Source organism: Neopararhizobium haloflavum (assembly GCF_002750855.1).
In the GTDB taxonomy this organism is placed as follows: domain Bacteria; phylum Pseudomonadota; class Alphaproteobacteria; order Rhizobiales; family Rhizobiaceae; genus Georhizobium; species Georhizobium haloflavum.
The window spans coordinates 104,324-127,297 of the sequence record NZ_NWUC01000007.1 but is presented as its reverse complement, the minus strand read 5'-3'; the positions used below and the strand labels follow the sequence as shown (position 1 = coordinate 127,297).

Sequence of the window (22,974 nt, the reverse complement as noted above, 5' to 3'; positions counted from 1 at the left end):
TTGACAGTCAGTCGACGCGTCGGCATCCTCTCGCCAATCGCTCGGTTCGTGATAGAAGCGATCCGGCCGCGTCGGCCCGGGGGAGGAGCGTTGATGGCAGTTTCCAGCGGGCTCAACGAGCCTGGCACCTTGCAGCAATTGCGTGGCTCCAATCAGAGCGGCATGCGTGCCTATAACGAGCGGCTGGTGCTGAGCCTCGTTCGCCGCCACGGCGTATTGGTCAAGACCGAGATCGCTCAGATGACAGGGCTGTCCGCTCAGACGATTTCCGTCATCATGCGGGCCTTGGAGGGTGAGGAGCTGCTGAAACGCGGTGAGCCGATCCGCGGCAAGGTGGGTCAACCGTCCGTACCGCTCTCCATCAATGGCGATGGTGCTTTTTTCATAGGCTTGAAGGTCGGCCGGCGCAGTGCAGATCTCGTGCTGATCGACTTCCTTGGTTGTGTGCGCCATGCGCTTCATATCGGTTATGCCTATCCCGAGCCCGATGCGATCATCGCGTTCGTCCGTAATGCACTGGCGCAGATGACGTCGGTCCTGGATGAAGGGTTGAGAGACCGCGTCGCCGGCATCGGTATTGCGATGCCGTATCAGCTCTGGAACTGGCACGAGGAAATCGGCGCACCGCGAGCGGTTATGGACAGATGGCGACGGATCGATCTGCGAAGCGAGATCGCTGGCATGTCAAGCTATCCCGTCTACTTGCAGAACGACGCCACGGCGGCGTGCGCGGCCGAGCTCATCTTCGGGCATCATGGCGCGCGCCAGGACTTCATCTATTTCTATATCGGCACCTTCATTGGCGGCGGGATCGTCTTGAACGGCAGTCTCTATGCCGGGCGCAGCGGCAATGCCGGTGCTCTCGGGTCGATGCCGGTGCCGGGACGCGATGGCAACTCCGAGCAACTGATTGACCAGGCCTCGCTGATGGTGCTTGAAGGGATGCTGATCGCAGATGGCATCGATCCGTCACCGCTTTGGCGTACGCCGGACGATTGGAGCGGCTTTGAAGTTCACGTCGCCCGCTGGCTGACCGTGGTTGCACGCGGCCTCGCCCACGCGATCGTCGCCTCCGTCTCCATCATCGATTTCGAAACGGTGGTGCTGGACGGTGGAATGCCGTCTGCCGTGCGGGAAAGGCTGGTGGAAGAAACCCGGCGCGCCGTACTCGCGCTCGACCTCCAGGGTCTGGACGTGCCGGCGATCGAGGCAGGTACGGTTGGGCCCATCGCGCGGGCCCTCGGAGCGGCAAGCCTGCCGCTTTCCGACAAATATCTGATCGATCAGCATACGCTGATGCGCGAGGCCTGAACGACCCCGCGCATCGAGCAACCTCAGAAGACTTCCTTGACGGCCTTCTTCGTCGCGTCGACGATCTGGTCGGCTTCAGCCTCGGTCAGGCAGAGCGGGGGCGCGAAGCCGAGGATGTCACCCTGGGGCATGGCGCGGCCGATGACGCCGTTCTTCAGCACCGCCGCCGCCATTGCCGGTCCAATCTTGCGGCCAGCGTCGAAGAAGGTGCGGCTGGTCTTGTCGTCCACGAACTCGACGGCGCACAGCATGCCTTCGCCTCGCACGTCCCCGACCTTCTGGTGAGCGGACAAGGCGTCTTTCATCTTGTCGTTCAGATATCGCCCGACCTTGCCGGCGTTCTCGACGAGTCCCATTTCGTCGACCAGCTTGAGATTGGCAACCCCGGCGGCCGCGCCGATGGGGTGCGCCGAATAGGTCCAGCCGTGGCCGATCGGCCCCATCTCGTCGGAGCCCTTGACCAGAACGTCCCACATCCGATCGGAGATCACGGAGCCTGACAGGGGGGCATAGGCTGAGGTCAGCCCTTTTGCCAGCGTGATGATGTCCGGCTTTATCCCGTAGTGCTTCGAGCCGGTCATCGAGCCGAGGCGGCCAAAGCCGGTCACGACTTCATCTGCGATCAGGAGGATGTCGTGCTTTTCGAGCACTTTCTGGATCGCCGCCCAATAGCCTTCCGGCGCCGGAATGATGCCGCCCGTGCCGAGGATCGGCTCGCCGATGAAGGCGGCGATCGTGTCGGCACCTTCCGCGGCGATCATTTCTTCCAGCTTGTCCACGCAATGCTGGACGAAGTCGGCCTCGCTCATGTCGAGGTCCGGCCGGCGGAAATAGGAAGGGGTCTCGGTGTGCAGGACCTGAGAAAGCGGCAGATCGAATTTGTTGTGAAACGGAGTGAGACCGGTCAGCGAGCCGGTCATCAGGCCGGAACCATGATAGCCGCGCCAGCGCGAAATGATCTTCTTCTTCTCCGGCCGGCCAAGGATATTGTTGTAGTACCAGACGAGCTTGATGTTGGTTTCGTTGGCATCCGAGCCGCCGAGGCCGAAATAGACCTTCGACATATGTTCGGGCATGCGCTCCATCACCATTTTGGCGAGTGTGATCGAGGCTTCCGTGCCGTGGCCGACATAAGCGTGGTAGTAGGCGAGTTCCTTCGCCTGGGCGGCGATCGCCTCGGCGATTTCCTGGCGGCCATAGCCGACATTCACGCAGTAGAGCCCGGCAAAACCGTCAAGCAGCTTCGTGCCGTTGCGATCTTCGATAAAAACGCCCGATCCACCGGTTATGATCCGGTTTGCCGCCTCGCCACGCTCGTGCTGGCCCATGTGCGTCGAGGGGTGGAAGAAATTCTCGCGATCCCACTGATCGAGCTGATCGTTCCTGAGCATGATGACTCCGTCTTTTCGTCGGTTTCCAGCGCCCTCTTGCCGGCAACCTTCTGCTACGGCCGGGCCTTCGGGCCCATGTAGCGCGAAATCGCGTCAGTCACTTGCTGTGCGGGCCTATCCGGCCACCTTTGAACCCTTACCCCCCGCTTTGGCAACCCCGAGAGCGAATGTCGCAATCGCGGTGTCCTGCGCTCCGGTTCCGGTGAGGTCGCAGACCGTCACCGCCTCCGGCGAGGATCGGCCGGCGATGCGGCCTGCAACGATATCGCCGAGTTCGGCTGGCGGTTCGCCGGTCCATAGCCCGGCGGCCACGGCGCTGCGCAACTCGCCAAGCTTTTCGCACTGGCTGACGCGGTCGACGATATAACGGTCGGCGCGCACGACGATCTCCGGATCGAGCTCGTTCTTGTCCATATTGTCCGATCCCATCGCGGTGATATGCAGACCGGGATGCAGCCATTCGGCCTTGAGGATCGGCGTTCGGGCCGGGGTGGTCGTCACGACCAGCTGACTTTCGCCGACGGCCTTCTCGCCATCCGGCTCGGCGCGCGCCTCGATGCCCAGCGCCTCGCCCAATTCCGCCGCGCAAGCTTCGGTCTTGGCCCGATCGCGGCCCCAGACGATCAGCTTTTGGAAGGGGCGTACGAGATGGGCCGCCTTGACCTGCAGACGAGCCTGAACCCCGGTGCCGAAAACGGCGGCCGTCTCGACCCTTTCAGGTGCCATGTGGCGGGCGGCGACGGCGCCAGCGGCAGCCGTTCTCACATCGGTCAGATAGCCATTGTCGAGAAGCAGTGCATCGACCAGTCCGGTCTTTGCCGAGAACAGGATCATCAGCCCGTTGAGGCTCGGCAGTCCGATCTTGGGATTGTCGAAGAAGCCGGGGCTGACCTTGATCGCAAAGCCGTCGAAGCCAGGAATATAGGCCGTCTTGACGTCGACTTCGCCATTGGCTTCGGGAATGTCCATCGAAAGGATGGGCGGCATGACGACCGCGCCGGAGGCCAGCGCAGCGAAGGCCTGTTCCACGATATCGATCGCCGCGAGATCGAGATGAACCACCTCGCGCAAGTCACGCTCGGTCAGCACGAAAATGTCGCGTGCCTCAGCCATGGTCATATGCCTTTCCGTTGATCGTGACGTCACCGAGCAAGACGTCACGCCCGGCGACGACGGCGGCGAACGTGTCCATATCAACATTGCGCCCGGTAATAATGGTCGCGACAGGGGCGTTGAGCCGGGTCAGCTTCCCAGCCATCATCGCTGCGATACCGACGACACAGGCACCTTCGGCCACCAGGCGCTCCTCAAAATAGAGGGCCTGCATTGCGCTATAGATCTCGTCTTCGGTGACGAGAACGACCTTGTCCAGATAGTCCCGGCAAAGCGGGAAGCTGTGGCGGTTTTCAAGTCCGATGCCGCCACCCAGCGAATCGGCGAGGCTGGCCACTTCTGTCACTGCGACCGGTCGGCCGGCCTTCAGGCTGTCATGCATCGCCGCGCCGCGGTCCATCGAAACACCAATGACCTCGATGCCTGGCTTGATGGTCTTGGCGGCGAAGGCGACGCCGGCGGCAAGGCCGCCACCGGAAAGTGGCACGAGCAGCGTTTCGATATCGGGGCGATCCTCCAACATCTCGACTGCCATCGTCGCCTGTCCCGCGATCACATCGGGATGATCGAAGGGAGGGATTTCCACCAGTCCCTCGGCGGCGGCGAGGCGCAGGCACTCTTCCTGCGCATCGTCCTGGCTGCGGCCGCGGATGTACACTTCGGCGCCGAGTTTGCGAATCCCGTCGACCTTCGCCTTGGGAACGAGCTCCGACATGCAGATTACGGCGCGCATGCCGAGAGACTTGGCGGAATAGGCGACGGCACGACCATGATTTCCCGTTGAGCAACATGTCACGCCGCTGGTGTTTGCAGGGAGCTTTGCCATCGCGTTGGCGGCGCCGCGCAGCTTGAAAGCTCCCACAGGCTGAAGCGATTCGAGCTTGAGCAGCAGTTCGCAGCCAAGCTTGCGTGAAAGATCCGGCGCGGCGATCAAGGGCGTCCGTAATGCCACTTCGGCGATGGCACGTTGCGCGGATTCGATATCCGAGAAGGCAAGTGTGGGCATGGCGAAGGACGTTCCCGTCAAAGGCACCTGGTATCGAGATTTGTCGGAACGCAGCACGCCCGGTTGACCGCTGTCAACCGAAGCAACCCTGCGGCAACATTGCCACTGTTCTATCATGGCGTGAGGATGTCGCTATCCGACATGTTGTTGCGTGGACTGCATGTGTAGTAGGCATTGGGCGAGGGTGCCCGAAATCAAGCAATTCTCAGGGAAAATCCAATGCCTGCCAGTGCATTGCCTTTCAGCCGTGGCGAATATGAGCGTCGGCTGCAACTCGTGCGTGCCGCGATGCGTCAGCGCGATATCGAAGTCCTCTTCATCGAAGATCCGTCCAACATGGCTTGGCTCACCGGCTATGACGGCTGGTCGTTCTACGTGCATCAGGGCGTCCTCATCTTTCACGACGAGGACCCGGTCTGGTGGGGGCGTGGGCAGGATGCGAACGGGGCGGTGCGCACGGTCTACATGGATGACGATCGCTGCATTCCCTATGCCGACCACTACGTCCAGTCGCCGGAATACCACCCGATGCAGACGCTGGCGGCGCTGATCCGCGACAAGGGACACGCCGGGGCACGCATCGGGCTTGAACTCGACAATTACTATTTTTCCGCAAAGGCTTATCTCGTACTGGAATACGAACTGCCGCACGCCTCGTTCATCGACGCAACTGGCCTGGTGAATTGGCAACGCACCGTCAAATCGGACGAGGAACTCGGCTTCATGCGCAAGGCGGCGCTCCTGGCCGAGAAGGTGGTCGATGGCATCGTCGAGCGCGTCGAGCCCGGCATGAAGAAGAACGATCTGGTCGCTGATATCTACGCCGATACGATTCGGGGATTGGATGACGGGACCGAGGAGGGAATCTGGGGAGACTATCCGGCCATCGTGCCGCTGTTGCCCAGCGGCTCGGACGCCGCCGCGCCGCACCTCACCTGGAGCGCCAGTCCCTTCAAGCGCGGCGAGGCTACCTTCTTCGAGATTGCCGGATGCTATCGGCGCTACCACGTCCCGTTCTGCCGCACTGTCTTTCTCGGCAAGCCGCCGCAATACCTGCTGGATGCGGAGATGGCCGTGGTCCTCGGGCTGGAAGCGGGGCTGGAAACGGCGCGTCCGGGCGCGCGAGCCGGCGATGTCGCACGCGCTTTCCACTACGAGCTGGAGAAGATCGGTATCGATCGCGGTGCGCGCTGCGGCTATCCCATCGGGATTTCCTATCCGCCCGACTGGGGCGAACGAACGATATCGTTCCGTGAGAACGACGACACCATACTGGAGGCGGGCATGACGTTCCACTTCATGCCGGGCCTGTGGATGAAGGATTGGGGGCTCGAGATTACCGAGAGCATCCTGATCCGCGAGGGCGCGGCGGCTGAATGTCTCTGCAACCGTCCGCGCAAGATGTATGTGAAGGACTGACGCCGACGCCATGATGCTGCTCTCCCGCACCAAGGATCTGCTTGCCGACCTCATCGCCTATCCGACCGTCTCGGCAGACAGCAATCTGGAGCTCATCGCCTACGCCGCCGACGTTCTGGAGCGATCGGGGGCGCAAGTGCGCTTCTATGGAGACGAGAGCGGCAGGAAAGCCAATCTCTTCGCCACGATCGGCCCGCAGCGGGATGGCGGTATCGTTCTGTCGGGGCATTCCGACGTCGTTCCGACGGAAGGGCAGGAGTGGACGAGCGATCCCTTTGCGGTGCGCGAAGCCGACGGGTTGCTCTATGGTCGCGGCAGCTGCGACATGAAGGGGTTCATCGCCGCGTGCCTTGCTGTGGCCCCGGTGTTCGCGGCACGAGAGCTGAGCCGGCCGATCCATTTCGCCTTCACCTATGATGAAGAGGTCGGTTGTCTCGGCGCCCGCGCCCTGATGACCGATCTCGCTGCAGCCGGCATCCGGCCCTCGGCGGTGATCATCGGTGAGCCGACCGAGATGCGCATCATCGAGGGTCACAAGGGGTGCTATGAATATACAACGCATGTGACCGGCACCGGCGGTCATGCGTCCGTGCCCGATGCCGGCGTCAACGCCATCGAATATGCGGTGCGCTACATCACACGGCTTCTGGATCTGCGCGATCCGCTGAAGGCGCGCGCGCCGGAGGCAAGCCCGTTCAATCCGCCCTGGACGACGGTCCAGGCCGGCGCGGTCGTCGGCGGGCCTGCACGAAACGTCATCGCGAGCGACTGCCGGATCGATTGGGAAATGCGACCGGTGACTTCCGCCGATGCCGACTATGTGAAAGCCGAGATGCATGCCTATGTGGAGGACGTCCTCAAACCCGCCATGCATCGGATCGCGCCAGAGACCGAAATCGTCACGCATGTCGTGGGCGAGGTCGAGGGGCTCGAGCCCGTCAGCCAGTCCGAAGCCTTGGCGATCGCCCGCGAACTGACGGGGCGCAACGATACAGATGTCGTATCGTTCGGCACCGAGGCAGGCCTCTTTCAGAAAGCAGGAATTTCCGCCGTGGTCTGCGGCCCTGGTTCGATTGCGCAGGCGCACAAGCCGGACGAGTTCATCAGCGAAGATCAACTCGTCCAGTGTCTGGGGATGTTGGAGCGGCTGGCCGACAAGGTCAGCGCCCCATAGCCAATTCTCAGTGCGACGCTCAGACCGACTTGATGGCGCCGCCGTCGCAGCGGATCAAGCCACCAGTCACGTAGCTTGCCGGATCGGATACGAGGAATGCGGCGACCGAGGCGAACTCCTCCACCTTTCCGTAGCGTCCGGCGGGGATTGTCTGGCGCGCGGCTTCGCGCACATCCTCGATCGACTTGCCGGTTCGCTTGGAGTTGGCGCAATCCAGTTCCTCGACCCTTTCGGTATCGATGCGGCCCGGCAACAGCAAGTTGAAGGTGACGCCGTCGGCAGCATTCTCGTTGGCCATCGATTTCGACCAGCCGACAAGCGCGGATCTGAGGGCGTTTGACAGGCCGAGATTGGGGATCGGCTGGATGACGCCGGACGAAGCGACCGTCAGCACGCGTCCCCAGCCGCGCTCTTTCATGCCGGGCAGGAAGCGAGCGGTTATCGCCATGACACGCAGGACCATCATGTCGAACTGCTTGGAAAGCACCTCCATCGAGGCGTCGGTCATCGAGCCGGGCGGTGGGCCGCCGGTGTTGTTGACCAGGATATCGACGCCACCAAGTTTCTGATCGACATTGTCGGCGAGCAGATCGACGATCCCGGGGTCGGCGAGATCAGCGGTGACAAAATCCGCCTTGCCGCCCTTGTCGCGAATTGCCTTGACGGCCTCCTCCAGCCGGTCGGTCGAGCGGCCGCACAGAAGGACCTCCGCGCCTTCCTCAGCCAGTTTTTCAGCGATGCCTCTGCCCAGTCCGCGCGTCGATGCTAGGACGAGGGCGCGTTTGCCGGCAATCTTCAGATCCATCCAATCCGTCTCCCTTTTTCTCTGGCGCAGGGTATAGAACAGCGATCGGCCGATGAACAGCGCAGGCGTGATTGTCCTCCGGCACCCGCGGGTGCTAACGACAGTGCCGCTTGACGCGATGAGAGGCTCCTGATGAACGAATTGACGATCCGCCGCCCCGACGACTGGCATCTACACCTGCGCGACGGGGCGATGCTCAAGGGCGTCCTGCCATTCTCGGCGGCGCATTTTGCCCGGGCCATCATCATGCCGAACCTGGTGCCGCCGGTGGTGACGGTCGCCGACGCGCAGAGTTATCGCGCGCGCATCCTGGACAGCCTGCCAGATGGGGTGGATTTCGAGCCGCTGATGACCCTCTACCTGACGGAAGCCACTTCGCCCGACGATGTCGCCGCCGGTCACGAGAGTGGTCTCATCAAGGCCGTGAAGCTCTATCCCGCCGGGGCGACGACGAATTCCGACAGCGGCGTCAAGTCGATCGATCGCGTCATGCCCGTGCTTGAGCGCATGGCCGCGATGGGCCTGCCGCTCTGCGTGCATGGCGAGGTCACCGATGCATCGGTTGATATCTTCGATCGCGAGGCCGTCTTCATCGAACGGGTTCTGGCGCCCCTGCGCGAACGGGTCCCCGATCTGAAAATCGTCATGGAACATGTGACGACCAAAGACGGTGTCGACTATGTCGCGAGTGCGGAGCGCAACCTGGCGGCGACGATCACCACGCACCACCTGATCATCAATCGCAACGCCATCCTCGCCGGCGGCATCCGGCCGCATTACTACTGCCTGCCCGTTGCCAAGCGCGAAACGCACCGCCAGGCTCTGCGGGCGGCCGCCACATCGGGCGACCGGCGCTTCTTTCTCGGAACGGATTCGGCGCCGCACGTCGATCCATCGAAGGAATGTGGCTGTGGCTGTGCCGGGATCTTCACCGCGATCAACACGCTTTCCTGTCTGGCGCATGTCTTCGAGGAGGAGAGGGCGCTGGATCGTCTGGAAGCGTTCACCTCGCTCAACGGTCCCGCCTATTACGGCCTGCCAGTCAACAGCGCGACGGTCACGCTCAAGAGACTGCCGGAGCCGATCCGCCTGCCAGGCAAGATCGACACCGGCGCGGGGCCGGTCACCGTGTTCGATCCAATGTTCGCACTTCATTGGCAGGTGTGTTGATCAACGCCGGTCGCGTCGCTCCTGGCAGGGTGGCGCAGCGGTAACCTTGCTGCTAATCAGTGCGCGCCGTCAGTCAGCCGAAGGTTTTTCGCATGTTCTCAAACAGTTTTCCCGACAAGTCCCTGACCGCCGAGATGGTCGCAAGAATGCTGCTCGAGATCCGGGCGGTGCATTTTCGCGCCGACGAGCCCTACACCTTCACGTCAGGGCTTGCGAGCCCGGTTTACATCGACTGCCGGAAGCTGATCTCCTATCCGCGGGTGCGTTCCGCGATCATGGATTTCGCAGCCGGGACGATCCTTCGCGAAGCCGGTTTCGAGAAATTTTCGAGTGTCGCGGGCGGCGAGACGGCCGGCATTCCCTTTGCGGCCTGGATATCGGAAAGGCTCGGCCTTCCGATGCAGTATATCCGCAAGAAGCCAAAAGGCTTTGGACGCGATGCGCAGATCGAAGGGCACATGCCCGAAGGCTCGAACGTGCTTTTGGTCGAGGACCTGACAACGGACGGCGGCAGCAAGATCAAGTTCGCAGAGGCGATCCGCAGCGCCGGTGCAGACATCACCGATACGTTCGCGATCTTCTACTACGACATCTTTCCCGATGCGCCGGACCGGCTGAAGGCCGCGGGGATGCAACTGCACTACCTCGCCACCTGGTGGGACGTGCTGGCTGCGGCGCGCGCCGGCAAGCATTTTGACGAGAAGACGCTGGAGGAAGTCGAATCGTTCCTCAATGCGCCGCTCGCATGGTCCGCCCGTAACGGCGGGATCAGCGAACTTCCGGCTCACTGAATGTCGAAACCAATGTGGGAGACAAGGCCGTGACGAAGCCGAAGCTCTTGATCGTCGGCGCCGGTGGTGTCGGGCAGGTGACAGTCCATAAGGCGGCACAGTTTCGCGCCGAGTTCGCCGGCATCACCATTGCGGCCCGTAACCGCGACAAGCTGGATCTGATCGCCGACGAAGTTCAGGGACGTTGGGCGGAACCCGGTGAGAAGAGGCTGGTCGACGTCGCGGTGATCGATGCGCGCGATATCGACGACACGACACGCGTTATCGCGGATACCGGCGCCGATATCCTGATCAATGTCGCCTCGCCCTATTGCAACGCCACTTTGCTCGACGCGTGCCTCGCCACCGGAACGCATTATCTCGATACGGCGCTCGGAGAAGACGAGCATGTCGAAGACATCAAGGCGCCCTGGTATTCCTATGTGGAATGGCCGCGCCGCGAGGCCTTCGCCGAACGCAAGCTCAATGCCTTTCTCGGCATGGGTTTCGATCCCGGCGTAGTCAACATCTTCTGCGCCCATGCGCGCAAGCATCATTTCGACCGGATCGCATCGATCGATATCATCGATGTGAATGCCGGCAGCCACGGCAAATTCTTCGCGACCAATTTCGATGCCGATGTCAATCTGCGCGAGGTCAAGGAAGACGTGATCACGTGGGAAGGCGGTCGCTGGAAGACGATATCCCACCACTCGGAATGGATGGATGTGACGCTGCCCCAGGTGGGCTCGCACCGGGTCTATTCCATGGGTCATGACGAATTGCAGTCGCTCGCCTACACTTTTCCCGGCACTGACCGCATCACATTCTGGATGGGGTTTGGCGAGCACTACCTCAAGGTCTTCAACGTGCTCGACAATCTCGGCCTGACCTCGTCCATTCCCGTGGACGTGGATGGGGTCGCGGTCGCGCCGAACCGCGTCGTCAAAGCCTTGCTTCCGGACCCCTCGTCGCTCGCGCCAGACTACGAAGGCAAGATCTGCATCGGCTGCGATATCCGTGGCGTCAAGGACGGAAAGGAAAAGCGTCTCTTCATTTGGTCGAACTGCGACCATGCAGAGAATTACGAGGAGGTCGGCAGCCAGTCGATTTCCTATTCCACGGGTGTGCCGGTGATCACAGCGATCCGACTGATGGCAAACGGGACATGGAACCCGCAAGCGATGATGCATATGGAAGAGTTGGATCCAGATCCCTTCCTGAAACTCATGCCGGAAACCGGCATTGCCTGGCACGAGATGGAATTGCCGCTCGACGGAACCTGGCCGTTCGGCCGGAACGCCATGACGACGGCAAAAGCCTGATGGGTGGGAATTTTCACGCGTTCGATCCCGGCAGAGTGCCAAGTCCCTGTTACGTCATGGATCTTTCAAAGCTTGAGTCCAATCTCGAGCTGCTGAAGTCCGTGGCGGACAGGGCCGGGGTCGAAATTCTTCTGGCGCTGAAGGCGTTTTCCTTTCCCGGCGCAGGGGAGCTGGTTTCCCGTTATCTTGGCGGCACGGCGGCAAGCGGCCTTTACGAAGCGCGCCTTGGGCGCGAGCGTTTCGGCGGTGCCGTGCACACCTTCGCTCCGGGGCTGTCGGCCGACAACATCGAGGCGATCCTTCGCCATTCGGATCATCTGATCCTGAATTCGCTCGGCCAGTGGCGGCGGTTTCAGGACATACTGGGTTCGGCCGACAACGTCGAACTTGGTCTTCGGGTCAATCCGCAGCATTCCGAGGTTGCCCAGCCGCTCTACGATCCTTGCGCACCATGGTCGCGGCTCGGCGTTCCGGCGGGAACGCTGGATGCACAGGATCTCGCGCCCTTCTCCGGCATTCACGTGCATGCGCTCTGCGATCACGACTATCCGGCATTCGAGCGTCTGCTGGGCGCGGTGGAGCGCAATTGCGCGCATCTTCTCGGATCGATCGATTGGCTCAACCTCGGCGGTGGGCTGCTCATCACCGAAGATGATTTTCCGGTCGATGCCCTCGTTGCCCGCCTTTCGGAGTTTCGCGCTCGCACGGGACTGAAGGTCTATCTGGAGCCCGGCACCGCTGTCGCGCTGCATGCAGGCGCGCTCGTTGCCGAGCTTCTGGATGTCACTGAAAACGGTGCGCCCATCGGAATCCTCGACGCATCGGCAACCTGCCACATGCCGGATGTGATCGAAGCACCGTTCACGCCGGAACTCGTGGGGGCGGAAGTCCTGCCGCGCGATATGCCGGCGGATGAGGCCGGGGCGGGGGCCATGCGACTGGGAGGCCCGACCTGCCTTGCCGGCGATGTGATCGGGACCTATCGCTTCAAGACCCTGCCGCAACCCGGGGATCGCATGGTGTTTCTTGATCTCGCCTATTACACGATGGTCAAGAACACGACGTTCAACGGCACGCCGCTGCCGGCAATCGCGACCTGGGACCCCGTATCCGATGCCATAGAGGTTGTGCGGTCGTTCAGCTACGCCGATTTCGAGCAGCGCCTGGGCTAGGGCTGGCGTCAGGCCCGCATATCGATTAAATCGATTGAATACCAAGATGGGAGGGCCTTCATGATCGTTTGCTGTGGCGAGGCGCTGATCGACATGCTGCCGCGTGAGGCCGTTACCGGAGAAGCGGCGTTCGCTCCCTATGCAGGAGGCGCGATCTTCAATACCGCGATCGCGCTCGGCAGGCTCGGAATGCGGACTGGCTTCTTCACGGGCCTGTCGAGCGACATGTTCGGCGACATTTTGCGCACGAGCCTTGATGCGAGCCGTGTCGATCATCGCTATTGCGCCACGCTGGATCGCCCGACGACGCTGGCCTTTGTCAAGTTGACCGATGGCCAGGCTTCCTACGCCTTTTTCGACGAGAACACGGCAGGGCGAATGATCACCGCTGCTGATCTGCCGGTCTTCGGTATCGACGTCGAGGCGCTTCATTTCGGTGCCATCAGCCTGATGTCGGAACCTTGCGGCGCGACCTATGAGGCGCTGATGCAGCGAGAGACACCGCGGCGGGTGATCTCTCTCGACCCGAACATTCGGGCAAGCTTCATCAAGGACAAGGAACAGCATCTGGCACGCATGCAGCGCATGATCGCGATGAGCGACATCGTCAAGCTGTCCGATGAGGATCTCGACTGGTTCGGCTATGGCCACCGCGCAGACGAGGCCGCTGCCACCTGGCTCAAGCTTGGTCCCGCGCTGGTGGTTGTGACACGAGGAAAGAACGGCGCGACGGCGTTCAGCCGGTCGCATTCGATCAGCGTAGCGGGCGAAACGGTAACGGTCGCGGATACGGTCGGAGCTGGCGATACCTTCAATGCCGGGATGCTGGCTTCCCTGAAGCGCGCGTCCCTGCTGAGCAAGGACGCGATCGCGTCGCTGGACGAAGAAGCGATTCGCGATGCGCTTTCGCTCGGCGTCAAAGCTGCCAGCGTCACTGTCTCGCGCGCCGGTGCCAATCCCCCCTGGGCACACGAAGTCGGACTCTGAACGCTCGACCAGCCCGCAACAACGCGGAATTCGGCGAGAGCGTTGTCAGTGCTTTTGGCGAAGCGATCGGATCGTTTCGACCAAGCCCAGTGTCGAGCCGTCGTGTTCGTCGCCTCGCTCCTCGCCCTTCACCACGGGCAAGAGGCCGGTCGCCAGTTCCTTGCCGAGTTCCACGCCCCATTGGTCGAAAGCGTTGATGTCGAACAGTTGAGCCTCAACGAAGACGCGGTGCTCGTAAAGGGCGATCAGGCGGCCAAGAGAATAGGGTGTCAGCCGGTCGTAGACGAGGGTGATCGACGGACGATTTCCAGTGAAGACGCGGTGCGGCGCGATGCGATCGGCTTCAGCCTCGGACGCACCCTTTTCCAGCACCTGGTCTCTTGCTTCAGTCAGCGTGCGGCCATGCATCAACGCTTCGGACTGTGCAAGGCAATTGGCAATCAGCAGATCGTGCTGATGCGCCAGTTCCGCCTCATGACCGTTCGCGGCGACCTGAAATTCGACGGGGATGACATCCGTGCCCTGGTGGAGCAGCTGAAAGAAGGCATGCTGGCCGTTCGTTCCGGGTTCGCCCCATGCGAGGGGACCGGTCGGTCCTTGCACGGGCGCGCCGTCAATCGTCACGCCCTTGCCGTTGGATTCCATGTCGAGCTGCTGAAGATAGGCCGGGAAGCGGGCCAGACGCTGATCATAGGGGATGATCGCGCGGGAACCGAATCCGCAGATCGCGCGATGCCAGTAGCCCAGCAGTCCAAGCAGAATGGGAAGGTTGCGTTCAACGGGTGCGTCGCGAAAATGCTGGTCCATTGCGTGCGCTCCGTCAAGGAAGCGCGCAAAGTCATTCGGTCCGATTGCGATCATCAACGGCAGGCCGATTGCCGACCAGATGGAATACCGTCCGCCCACCCAATCCCAGAAGCCGAACGTGCGCTCTTGGCGGATGCCGAAGGCCTCGACCTTGTCGAGCGCCGTGGAGACGGCACAGAAATGGTCGCTGACGGCCTTGTCGCCAAGCGCGTCGGTAAGCCACATCCTTGCGGTGTGGGCATTGGTGATCGTTTCGATGGTAGTGAAGGTCTTTGACGCGACGATGATAAGCGTCGTCGCCGGATCCAGCGTCTTCAGCGTGTCGGCGATATGGGCTCCATCGACATTGGAGACGAAATGCGCACGCGGGCCGTCGTGATAGGGCGCCAGCGCCAGCGTTGCCATGGCGGGGCCGAGATCGGAACCGCCGATGCCGATATTGACGATATCCGTGAAGCGCTTGCCTGTTGCGCCGGTCACGGAGCCGGATCGCACAGCGTCGGCGAACGTGCCCATCGCATCCAGAACGTCATTGACGCCTGGCATGACATCCTCGCCGTCGACCATGACCGGCGTGTTCGACCGATTGCGCAGCGCGGTATGGAGAACAGCGCGGTTTTCCGTCGCGTTGATCTTCTTTCCTGCAAACATGGCGTCACGTTTGCCCGCAACGCCAGCTGCTGCGGCAAGTTCGAGGAGCAGCCGCATGGTCTCATCGTTCACGCAGCACTTGGAGTAGTCCATGATGAGGTCGTCAAGCGACGGCGAATAGCGGGTGAAGCGCTCCCGATCCTCGGTGAACGCGGCCCGCATGTCGCGCGGCGCTCCGTCGCTTCGATGGGCGATCAGAGCGTCGATGGCGGCTTTCTTGTCTGGCATTGCATTCACCTGGTTTCTGCATGGAGCCGCAGTCGCGGCTCCATTCTGCGTTACGCGTCGAGCGGTGACCGCTAGCCATCCCTCAGCTTGCGCCGGAGAATCTTTCCGACATTGGTCTTTGGGAGCTCGTCGCGGAACTCTACGTATTTCGGGCGCTTGTAGTTGGTCAGGCCTTCGGCGCAGTGTTTCTTGACGTCCTCCTCGGTGAGGTTCGGGTCCTTCTTCACGACGTAGAGCTTGACCACTTCGCCTGAATGCTCATCCGGCAGACCGATGGCGGCCGCTTCAACGACGCCGGGATGGGCGGCGGCGACCTCTTCCACTTCGTTCGGATAGACGTTGAAGCCGGAGACCAGGATCATGTCCTTCTTGCGGTCGACGATTTTTGTGTAGCCCTTCTCGTCCATGAAACCCATGTCGCCGGAGCGGAAATATCCGTCCTTTGTCATGACCTTCGCGGTTTCGTCCGGTCGGTTCCAGTATCCCTTCATCACCTGCGGTCCGCGGATGCAGATTTCGCCGACCTCGCCCGTGGTTACTTCCTTGCCATCCTCGTCACGGATCGAGATGTCAGTGCCGGGCAGGGGCAGTCCGATGGTGCCGGTGAATTCGGTCTTGTCGAACCGGTTAGCGGTGGCAACGGGTGATGTCTCGGACAGACCATACCCCTCGATGATGGGGCAGCCCGTCAGTTTGTGCCAGCGTTCTGCGACCGGGCGCTGCACCGCCATGCCGCCACCGAGGGTCAGCATCAGCGGCTTGAAGTTCAGCTTCTGGAAGTCCTCGTTGTTCAGCAGCGCGTTGAACAGGGTGTTGAGGCCCGGGAAGATGTTGAACTCGTATTTGGCGAGTTCCTTGGCGAAGGCGGGTATGTCGCGCGGATTGGGGATCAGGACGTTGTGCGCGCCCTGGTCGATCCCCGTCATCGCGTTCACCGTGAGCGCGAAGATGTGGTAGAGCGGTAGAGCGCAGACATAAACGAGCGTTTCCGGCTTTTGACGCTTGAGAAATGCTGCTTTCATCCAGAGATCGTTCTGGGCGGTGTTGGCCAGCACATTGGCGTGCGTGAGTTCAGCGCCTTTCGAGACGCCCGTCGTGCCTCCTGTGTATTGCAGGAAGGCGGTATCCTCCTGGCTCACCTCGGCTTTGCGGAAGGTCATGCCGGCGCCTTCCGACAGCGCTTTTTTGAATGAGGTGTGCCCCGGCAGCGACCAGGCCGGGACCATTTTCTTCACCTTGCGGACGACCAGGTTCACGACATGGCCCTTGAGGCCCATCATGTCGCCCATGGTGGCGACGCAGACATGCTTGACATCCGTCTTCGCCACGACGTCCTGAAGCGTGCGTGCGAAGTTCTCCAGGATGATGATTGCCTTGGCGCCGGAATCCTTCAACTGGTGCTCCAACTCGCGCGGCGTGTAGAGCGGGTTGACGTTCACGACGATGAATCCCGCGCGCAGGATCGCTGCGATGGCGATGGGATTTTGCAGAACATTGGGCATCATCACGGCGACGCGGTCGCCCTTCTGGAGGCCCCTGGATTGCAGCCAGGCACCAATCGCAGCCGAGTGGGCAGCGAATTCCTCGTAGGTTACCGTCTTGCCCATGCAGGTGAATGCGGGGCGGTCGGAAAACCGGGCACAGGCGTTTTCGATGAGATCGCCGATCGAGGCATGGGCCAGAGGCGGCAGTTCGCCGGGCGTGTCGGGCGGGTAGGAAGCCACCCAGATTTTGTCGGTCTTTGCCTGGTTCGCCTTCGTCTGCTCCACGATGTCCTCCCGATTCTTCGCGTTCCCTGCCGCCGGCATGGCGTTGTCCGCCTTCCGATCCTTCTTGTCCCCCGCGAAGGCTAGCAGCCTTTATTCGTGTTTACATCCGCCCCCGGCGCGGCAGCAAGCATTACTTTGACGTAAACGTCGGAAATGCATTTTTCTCGCCCGCTTGACTCGTCGCAGGACTTGAGTCCTAATTAGAACATAACATGAACAAGCAACGCAGATATTTTATGGGCCGAAGCCGTGCAGGATGCCGTCGCGCAACTGAAGCAGAAGCTTGCCACCCTGGAGCCGGCAAAGCCGGCACCGGGAAGTGGCTTCACGCTCGGATGCCAAGCGATAGACGAAGCGCTGGGCGGCGGACTGCCGCGCGCTTCGCTTCACGAGGTTTTCGTGCGCGAAGTGGGCGATGCCGGTGCGGGAGCGGGCTTTGCTCTCGCCCTGGCAATTCGCGCGTCCCGGATCGCCAGTCCAATCGTATGGATACGAAACGATCTGGCCAGGATGGAATCCGGCGGGCCGTATGGGCCTGGAATTACGGAATACGGGTTCGATCCGGATGCGATCATTCTCGTTTCGGCAAAGAACGAGACTATGGCTTTGCGGGCTGCCCTGGAAGCCTTTCGATCGAAAGCGCCAGGTGTCGTTCTCCTGGAATTGTGGGGGGCAGGACGACGTCTCGACCTGACGGCGAGCCGCCGGATGATGCTTGCTGCAGCCAAGAGCGGAGTGACTGGCCTGGTTTTCAGGCCAACCGGGGCGCCGCAGCCAAGCGCAGCCCTCAGCCGCTGGATGGTTGCAGCTTCATCTTCTGAAAGCCTGACCGCAGGGGCGCCGTCCCATCCGGTTTTCGACATCAGCCTTGAACGACACCGTGCCGGCATCGCTCCCGGACGGTGGCGCGTGGAGTGGAACCGTGACCGCAAATCCTTCGATGAATCCCGAGCCATTCGAAAATCTTCCGCAGGCCGGATCGGGAATGTCGGTGTCGTTGCCCTTGGCAAGGCCGTCCCGGTTCCTGGCGCTGTGGTTCCCTTTTCTGTCGACCGACCGGCTGCATCGACAGCAAGGCCGCAAAGGGGGCGAAGGGTCGGATGAAGCGCCCCTCGTCACGACGGAAAAGATCAAGGGCGGTCTGCATCTGGCAGCGGTCGACCAGAAGGCGCGGCGGCTCGGGCTCGTGCCGGGACTGACGCTGGCCGACGCGCGGGCGCGGATTCCCGGCATCACGGTCGTGGAGCATGATAGCGCTGCCGACCGAGGCGTGCTTGGTCATCTGGCCGATGCCTGCGACCGGTATACCCCTCTTCTCGCGTGTGATGGCGAGCAGGGCCTCATGCTCGATATTTCCGGCTGCGCGCACCTCTTCAAGGGCGAGAGGGCGATGCTGGACGATGTTTGCAAATGTTGCCAGGAGGCGGGATTTTCCACGCTGGCCGCCATTGCCGCGACACCCGATACGGCGCGTGCAGTCGCGCGTTGGGGAACTGGCGGGATCGTCAAGGAAGGGGAGGAGCACGACAGTGTTCATGACTTGCCCGTCGCAGCCCTGCAGCTTGGCCACGAGACGGACATCGCCCTCGTTCGTGCCGGACTGAAGACCGTCGGCGATCTTGCTGACCGTCCACGCGGACCGCTGGTCGCCCGTTTCGGCGCCGCGATCGCCTATCGGCTTGACCGCATCCTGGCGTGCGAACGCGTCTCGATCTCGCCGCGCCGGCCGGTCGCGGACATCCTTGTGGAAAAGCAGTTTGCAGAACCGATCGGCTATGCCGACGATATTCGCGCCTGTCTGTCGCATCTTGCCGAAGAGGCTCGTGACTTGCTGGAGCAAAAGGGCGAAGGGGGACGCGGTTTCGAAGCCGCTTTCTTTCGTGCGGACGGCAAGGTGGAGCGCATCGCCATCGCGACGGCGCGGCCGCTGCGCGAGCCCGCCGCGGTCATGCGCCTTTTCGATGCCAGGATGGAAGGGCTGGCCGATCCCCTGGATCCCGGTTTCGGTTTCGATCTCATTCGCCTTGCCGTGACGGTGCGCGAGACCCTTTCGGCCGGGCAGCCGGATTTCATTCGGCCCGATCATGGCGAGGATGATGCCTGCGAACTGGTGGAAAGGCTGAGTGCCCGGTTTTCCCCGGCCCGGGTTCTTCGCTTTGTTCCTGAAGACAGCCATTTACCTGAGCGAGCGGTGCGTGCGGTCCCGGCGATCGCCGCTCCGCCTGCCGGTCAGTCCTGGCATGCCGCCGATAAGGGGGAGCCGCCCTTGCGGCCTCTTTTCTTGTTCGAGCCGCCGCAAGCAATCGAAACGGTCGCCGAAGTGCCGGACGGGCCACCACGCCAGTTCTTCTGGCGCCGCCTTCGCCATGACATCGCACGGGCAGAAGGGCCCGAACGCATCGCACCGGAGTGGTGGCGTGACGGTTCCGATACGCTGACGCGGGACTATTTCCGCGTTGAGGATTCAGCCGGTCGGCGCTTCTGGGTCTACCGTGAGGGTCTTTTCGCGCAAGAGGCGCGGCATCCGCGGTGGTTCCTTCACGGAATCTTCGCATGAGCGTCTACGCGGAACTCGCCGCCGCCACCAATTTTTCATTCCTGCGCGGCGCCTCACCACCGCAGGACATGGTCCTCAAGGCCCTCGAACTGGGGCATGCAGGGATTGCAATCGCCGACTGCAACACGGTTGCGGGCGTCGTGCGGGCCTACAGCGTGCTCAAGGAGCTGAACGAAGATTATCAAAGCCGCTATGGCAAGGACGCCAGGCTGGATTTCAAGCTCATGGTCGGCGCGCGGCTGGTCTTTTCCGACGGCACGCCCGATATCCTCGCCTATCCGGAAAATCGTGCAGGGTGGGGGCGGCTTTGCCGCTTGCTGACCAAAGGCAAGATGGGCGAGACGAAGAAGGGATCCTGCATTCTTCGCCTCGACGATCTCAAACGCAGCATGGACGAAGTGCTGATGATCGTCATGCCGGGGGCACGACTCGATGGGTTGGAGGATTCTATTGGCCGGCTGTCGAAGATGGCGCCTGGAGCCGTATGGCTGGGTGCGGCGATGAATCGACAGGGCGACGACCACCGCCGGCTTCACCTTCTGAAATCCCTGGGAGAGCGAGCCGGCGTCCCTCTCATCGCCTTGAATGACGTTCTTTACCACGCCCCGGAGCAGCGCCCGCTTCAGGACATCCTCACCTGCATTCGTACGGGCAAGACCATTGAAACGGCCGGGCGCCTGCTGGAAGCCAACGCCGAGCGCTATCTCAAGCCGGCAAAGGAGATGGAGCGGCTTTTCCGCGAGGCACCGGAGGCTCTTGATGAAATCGCCGGCTTCATGGCCCGCATCGACTTTTCGCTGGATCAACTGAAATACGACTATCCCGAAGAGCCTGTCCCACCGGGCAAGACGCCGCAGGGCTGGCTGGAGGAACTGACATGGCGGCATGCGGGGTGGCGCTATCCCCAAGGCGTGCCCGACAAGGTTGCCGCACTTATCGAGCAGGAGTTCGCGCTGATCGCCAAGCTCGATTATGCGCGCTATTTCCTGACGATTTACGACATCGTGCGTTTTGCCAACAGCCGCGGCATTCTGTGCCAGGGCAGGGGTTCCGCCGCCAATTCGGCGGTTTGCTACGTGCTCGGGATCACGTCCGTCGACCCGGCAACGAGCAACCTGCTCTTTGCGCGATTTCTTTCCGAGGAGCGGCGCGAACCGCCCGATATCGACGTCGATTTCGAGCATGAGCGGCGCGAAGAAGTCATCCAGTATCTGTACGACCGCTATGGCCGGCTGCGGGCCGGCATCGCAGCCACGGTGATTCACTATCGCCCGCGCAGCGCCATCCGGGAAGTCGGCAAGGTCTTCGGTTTGACGGAAGACGTCACGGCCAGACTTGCCGGGATGGTGTGGGGCAGCTTTGGCGACGACATTCCCGACAAGCACATCAGGCAGGTTGGGCTTGATCCGCAAAACCCCGTGGTGCGACGGGCCGTCGACTTCGCCAAGCGGCTGCTCAACTATCCGCGACACCTTTCCCAGCATGTCGGCGGTTTCGTGCTGACGAACGGACGGCTGGACGAGATGGTGCCGATCGGCAATGCGGCGATGGCTGATCGGACCTTCATCGAATGGGACAAGGACGATATCGACACGCTCGGCCTGATGAAGGTCGACGTGCTGGCGCTCGGGATGCTGACCTGCATCAGGAAATGCTTCGACCTTCTTGAAGGTCACGAAGGCGAGAAGCTGGATCTCGCGTCGGTCAAACAGGATGACCACGAGACCTATGCCATGTTGCGCCGGGGCGATTCCATCGGGGTCTTCCAGGTGGAGAGCCGGGCGCAGATCAACATGCTGCCGCGGCTGAAGCCGAAAGAATTCTACGATCTCGTCATCCAGGTGGCGATCGTCAGACCCGGACCGATCCAGGGCGACATGGTGCATCCGTATCTGCGCCGCCGCGACGGGCTGGAGAAGGACGAATACCCTTCACCGGCGCCGCCGCATGATCCCGACGAACTCAAGCATGTCCTGTCGCGCACGCTCGGCGTGCCGCTTTTCCAGGAACAGGCGATGCAACTCGCCATCACCGCGGCGGAGTTCACGCCCGAACAGGCCAACGGGCTCAGAAAGGCGATGGCCACCTTCCGTCACAACGGAACGATCGGCGAATTCGAGAAGATGATGATCGAGGGTATGGTGCGGCGCGGCTACGAGCGGGCCTTCGCCGAGCGGTGCTTTGCCCAGATCAGGGGATTTGGGGAGTATGGCTTTCCCGAAAGCCACGCGGCGTCCTTTGCCCGCCTTGTCTATGTGTCGGCCTTCATCAAGCGCCATTACCCCGCAATCTTTGCCTGCGGTCTTTTGAATTCGCAGCCGATGGGGTTCTACGCCCCGGCGCAGATCGTGCGCGATGCACGCGATCAAGGCGTAAAGGTGTGGCCGGTCGACGTCAATTTCAGCGCCGACGACAACACGTTGGAGCGTGACCACGAAGGAGCCTTGGCATTGCGGCTCGGCTTTCGCCAGATCGATGGCTGGAAACGGCGCTGGTCGGAGGCTCTGCTCCAGGCAAGAGGACAAGGCTACGAAAGTGTGGAGACGCTGTGGCACCGGGCCGGCATGGAGCACCGGGCGATGAAGATGCTTGCCGATGCGGATGGTTTCCGTTCCCTGGGGCTCGACCGGCGCGAAGGCCTTTGGGCCGTGCGTCGCCTGCCGGCGGCCCCTCCGCTGCCGCTCTTTGCCGCCGCCGATAAACGGGAACTGGGCGCCGAACCCATGACGAGACTACCGGCAATGCCGCTTTCGGAGCATGTGGTGGCCGACTATCAGACCGTGAAGCTCTCCCTGAAAGCGCATCCGATGGCGTTTCTGCGTGAGCGCTTCGGGAAGGAAGGCATCATCACCTGTGAACAGACCGGCAGCATTGCGGACGGGGCGTTCGTCCGGGTCGCCGGTGTCGTTCTGGTGCGCCAGCGACCTGGCAAGGGGAATGCCATCTTCATGACGCTGGAAGACGAAACCGGAATCGCCAACGTGCTTTTGTGGGCGAGACGGTTCGAGCGGTATCGCAGCGCGGTCATGGGGGCGAAACTCGCGCTGGTGGAAGGGCGCATTCAAAAGAGCAAGGAAGGCGTGGTCCACCTGATGGCGACAGCGGTTCTGGACAGAACGCAAGATCTGCAAAACCTGTCCGACGCACATGCCGCGCGCATTGCGTTAGCGCGTGCCGACGAGGTGACCCGTCCTCAATATAGCCGCGGCAACAGTCATCCGCGCGATGTGCGGATCATTCCCAGATCGCGGGATTTTCATTGATCCTTTTCAGCCGTCTGGACAGGCGAAGCGCCAACAAGACCTGCATAGCAAGCATC

General features: G+C 62.0%; 17 protein-coding genes. 11 read left to right on the top strand and 6 right to left on the bottom strand.

What is annotated here, in order from left to right; genetic code table 11:
* Positions 1-93: 93 nt before the first annotated feature.
* On the top strand, positions 94-1,311 hold the full coding sequence (locus tag CN673_RS15630; RefSeq protein WP_245409944.1) for an ROK family transcriptional regulator: 1,218 nt from the start codon (positions 94-96) through the stop codon (positions 1,309-1,311).
* Between the two features lie 23 nt (positions 1,312-1,334).
* On the opposite strand, the gene CN673_RS15625 is transcribed toward CN673_RS15630, so the two are convergent.
* The 3 genes from CN673_RS15625 to eutB form a co-directional block, all read right to left on the bottom strand.
* On the bottom strand, positions 1,335-2,702 hold the full coding sequence (locus CN673_RS15625; RefSeq protein WP_099867319.1) for an aspartate aminotransferase family protein: 1,368 nt from the start codon (positions 2,700-2,702) through the stop codon (positions 1,335-1,337).
* Between the two features lie 114 nt (positions 2,703-2,816).
* Positions 2,817-3,815 carry a cyclodeaminase gene (locus CN673_RS15620; protein WP_099867465.1) on the bottom strand — a complete coding sequence of 333 codons (999 nt, stop codon included), beginning with the start codon at positions 3,813-3,815 and terminating at the stop codon, positions 2,817-2,819.
* Entirely contained in the window at positions 3,808-4,821 is a 1,014-nt protein-coding gene (eutB, locus tag CN673_RS15615) for a hydroxyectoine utilization dehydratase EutB (RefSeq protein WP_099867318.1), read from the bottom strand. Before eutB ends, CN673_RS15620 begins: the two co-directional genes overlap by 8 nt.
* 219 nt (positions 4,822-5,040) lie before the next feature.
* Between eutB and CN673_RS15610 the strand changes: the two genes are divergently transcribed.
* Both CN673_RS15610 and argE read left to right on the top strand, forming a co-directional pair.
* Positions 5,041-6,240 (top strand): M24 family metallopeptidase, encoded by a 1,200-nt coding sequence (locus tag CN673_RS15610; RefSeq protein ID WP_099867317.1) that lies wholly within the window; start codon positions 5,041-5,043, stop codon positions 6,238-6,240.
* Positions 6,241-6,250: 10 nt separating this feature from the next.
* Positions 6,251-7,414, top strand: coding sequence for an acetylornithine deacetylase (gene argE / locus CN673_RS15605; protein ID WP_198586020.1), 1,164 nt, complete (start codon positions 6,251-6,253; stop codon positions 7,412-7,414).
* A 19-nt stretch (positions 7,415-7,433) separates the two neighbouring features.
* On the opposite strand, the gene CN673_RS15600 is transcribed toward argE, so the two are convergent.
* Positions 7,434-8,219: an SDR family oxidoreductase gene (locus tag CN673_RS15600; RefSeq protein WP_099867316.1), complete on the bottom strand. Its 786-nt coding sequence runs from the start codon at positions 8,217-8,219 to the stop codon at positions 7,434-7,436.
* A 132-nt stretch (positions 8,220-8,351) separates the two neighbouring features.
* Here CN673_RS15600 and pyrC point away from each other — a divergent pair, with 132 nt between their 5' ends.
* The 5 genes from pyrC to CN673_RS15575 all read left to right on the top strand — a co-directional run bounded on the left by pyrC (position 8,352) and on the right by CN673_RS15575 (position 13,643).
* Positions 8,352-9,389: a dihydroorotase gene (gene pyrC / locus CN673_RS15595; RefSeq protein ID WP_099867315.1), complete on the top strand. Its 1,038-nt coding sequence runs from the start codon at positions 8,352-8,354 to the stop codon at positions 9,387-9,389.
* A gap of 92 nt (positions 9,390-9,481) precedes the next feature.
* Complete coding sequence (locus tag CN673_RS15590; RefSeq protein WP_099867314.1) at positions 9,482-10,180, top strand: orotate phosphoribosyltransferase; 699 nt, start codon at positions 9,482-9,484, stop codon at positions 10,178-10,180.
* Positions 10,181-10,209: 29 nt separating this feature from the next.
* Complete coding sequence (locus CN673_RS15585) at positions 10,210-11,484, top strand: saccharopine dehydrogenase family protein (RefSeq protein ID WP_157928921.1); 1,275 nt, start codon at positions 10,210-10,212, stop codon at positions 11,482-11,484.
* A 56-nt stretch (positions 11,485-11,540) separates the two neighbouring features.
* Positions 11,541-12,656: a carboxynorspermidine decarboxylase gene (locus CN673_RS15580; protein WP_198586019.1), complete on the top strand. Its 1,116-nt coding sequence runs from the start codon at positions 11,541-11,543 to the stop codon at positions 12,654-12,656.
* A gap of 60 nt (positions 12,657-12,716) precedes the next feature.
* Positions 12,717-13,643, top strand: a complete 927-nt coding sequence (locus CN673_RS15575) for a carbohydrate kinase family protein (protein WP_099867311.1) — start codon at positions 12,717-12,719, stop codon at positions 13,641-13,643.
* A gap of 45 nt (positions 13,644-13,688) precedes the next feature.
* Here the strand turns inward: CN673_RS15575 and pgi are convergent, their stop codons facing one another.
* Both pgi and CN673_RS15565 read right to left on the bottom strand, forming a co-directional pair.
* Complete coding sequence (gene pgi / locus CN673_RS15570; RefSeq protein WP_099867310.1) at positions 13,689-15,329, bottom strand: glucose-6-phosphate isomerase; 1,641 nt, start codon at positions 15,327-15,329, stop codon at positions 13,689-13,691.
* Positions 15,330-15,400: 71 nt separating this feature from the next.
* Positions 15,401-17,137 (bottom strand): long-chain fatty acid--CoA ligase, encoded by a 1,737-nt coding sequence (locus tag CN673_RS15565; protein WP_099867309.1) that lies wholly within the window; start codon positions 17,135-17,137, stop codon positions 15,401-15,403.
* Between the two features lie 210 nt (positions 17,138-17,347).
* On the opposite strand from CN673_RS15565, the gene CN673_RS21130 reads away from it, so the two are divergent.
* Genes CN673_RS21130 through CN673_RS15555 form a run of 3 tightly spaced genes read left to right on the top strand, consistent with a single transcriptional unit; the run spans position 17,348 to position 22,918 of the window.
* Positions 17,348-18,202 (top strand): ImuA family protein, encoded by an 855-nt coding sequence (locus tag CN673_RS21130; protein ID WP_198586018.1) that lies wholly within the window; start codon positions 17,348-17,350, stop codon positions 18,200-18,202.
* Complete coding sequence (locus CN673_RS15560; protein ID WP_245409943.1) at positions 18,102-19,655, top strand: DUF6504 family protein; 1,554 nt, start codon at positions 18,102-18,104, stop codon at positions 19,653-19,655. Before CN673_RS21130 ends, CN673_RS15560 begins: the two co-directional genes overlap by 101 nt.
* Positions 19,652-22,918: an error-prone DNA polymerase gene (locus CN673_RS15555; protein ID WP_099867308.1), complete on the top strand. Its 3,267-nt coding sequence runs from the start codon at positions 19,652-19,654 to the stop codon at positions 22,916-22,918. Before CN673_RS15560 ends, CN673_RS15555 begins: the two co-directional genes overlap by 4 nt.
* Positions 22,919-22,974: the final 56 nt, after the last annotated feature.

Bases quoted from the DNA above. Each gene is read 5' to 3' on its own strand.
- CN673_RS15580 (WP_198586019.1), top strand. From the start codon at position 11,541: ATGGATCTTTCAAAGCTTGAGTCCAATCTCGAGCTGCTGAAGTCCGTG.
- CN673_RS15590 (WP_099867314.1), top strand. From the start codon at position 9,482: ATGTTCTCAAACAGTTTTCCCGACAAGTCCCTGACCGCCGAGATGGTC.
- argE (WP_198586020.1), top strand. From the start codon at position 6,251: ATGATGCTGCTCTCCCGCACCAAGGATCTGCTTGCCGACCTCATCGCC.
- CN673_RS15600 (WP_099867316.1), bottom strand. From the start codon at position 8,219: ATGGATCTGAAGATTGCCGGCAAACGCGCCCTCGTCCTAGCATCGACG.
- CN673_RS15630 (WP_245409944.1), top strand. From the start codon at position 94: ATGGCAGTTTCCAGCGGGCTCAACGAGCCTGGCACCTTGCAGCAATTG.
- pyrC (WP_099867315.1), top strand. From the start codon at position 8,352: ATGAACGAATTGACGATCCGCCGCCCCGACGACTGGCATCTACACCTG.
- CN673_RS15555 (WP_099867308.1), top strand. From the start codon at position 19,652: ATGAGCGTCTACGCGGAACTCGCCGCCGCCACCAATTTTTCATTCCTG.
- eutB (WP_099867318.1), bottom strand. From the start codon at position 4,821: ATGCCCACACTTGCCTTCTCGGATATCGAATCCGCGCAACGTGCCATC.
- CN673_RS15610 (WP_099867317.1), top strand. From the start codon at position 5,041: ATGCCTGCCAGTGCATTGCCTTTCAGCCGTGGCGAATATGAGCGTCGG.
- CN673_RS15565 (WP_099867309.1), bottom strand. From the start codon at position 17,137: ATGCCGGCGGCAGGGAACGCGAAGAATCGGGAGGACATCGTGGAGCAG.
- CN673_RS15620 (WP_099867465.1), bottom strand. From the start codon at position 3,815: ATGGCTGAGGCACGCGACATTTTCGTGCTGACCGAGCGTGACTTGCGC.
- pgi (WP_099867310.1), bottom strand. From the start codon at position 15,329: ATGCCAGACAAGAAAGCCGCCATCGACGCTCTGATCGCCCATCGAAGC.
- CN673_RS15575 (WP_099867311.1), top strand. From the start codon at position 12,717: ATGATCGTTTGCTGTGGCGAGGCGCTGATCGACATGCTGCCGCGTGAG.
- CN673_RS15625 (WP_099867319.1), bottom strand. From the start codon at position 2,702: ATGCTCAGGAACGATCAGCTCGATCAGTGGGATCGCGAGAATTTCTTC.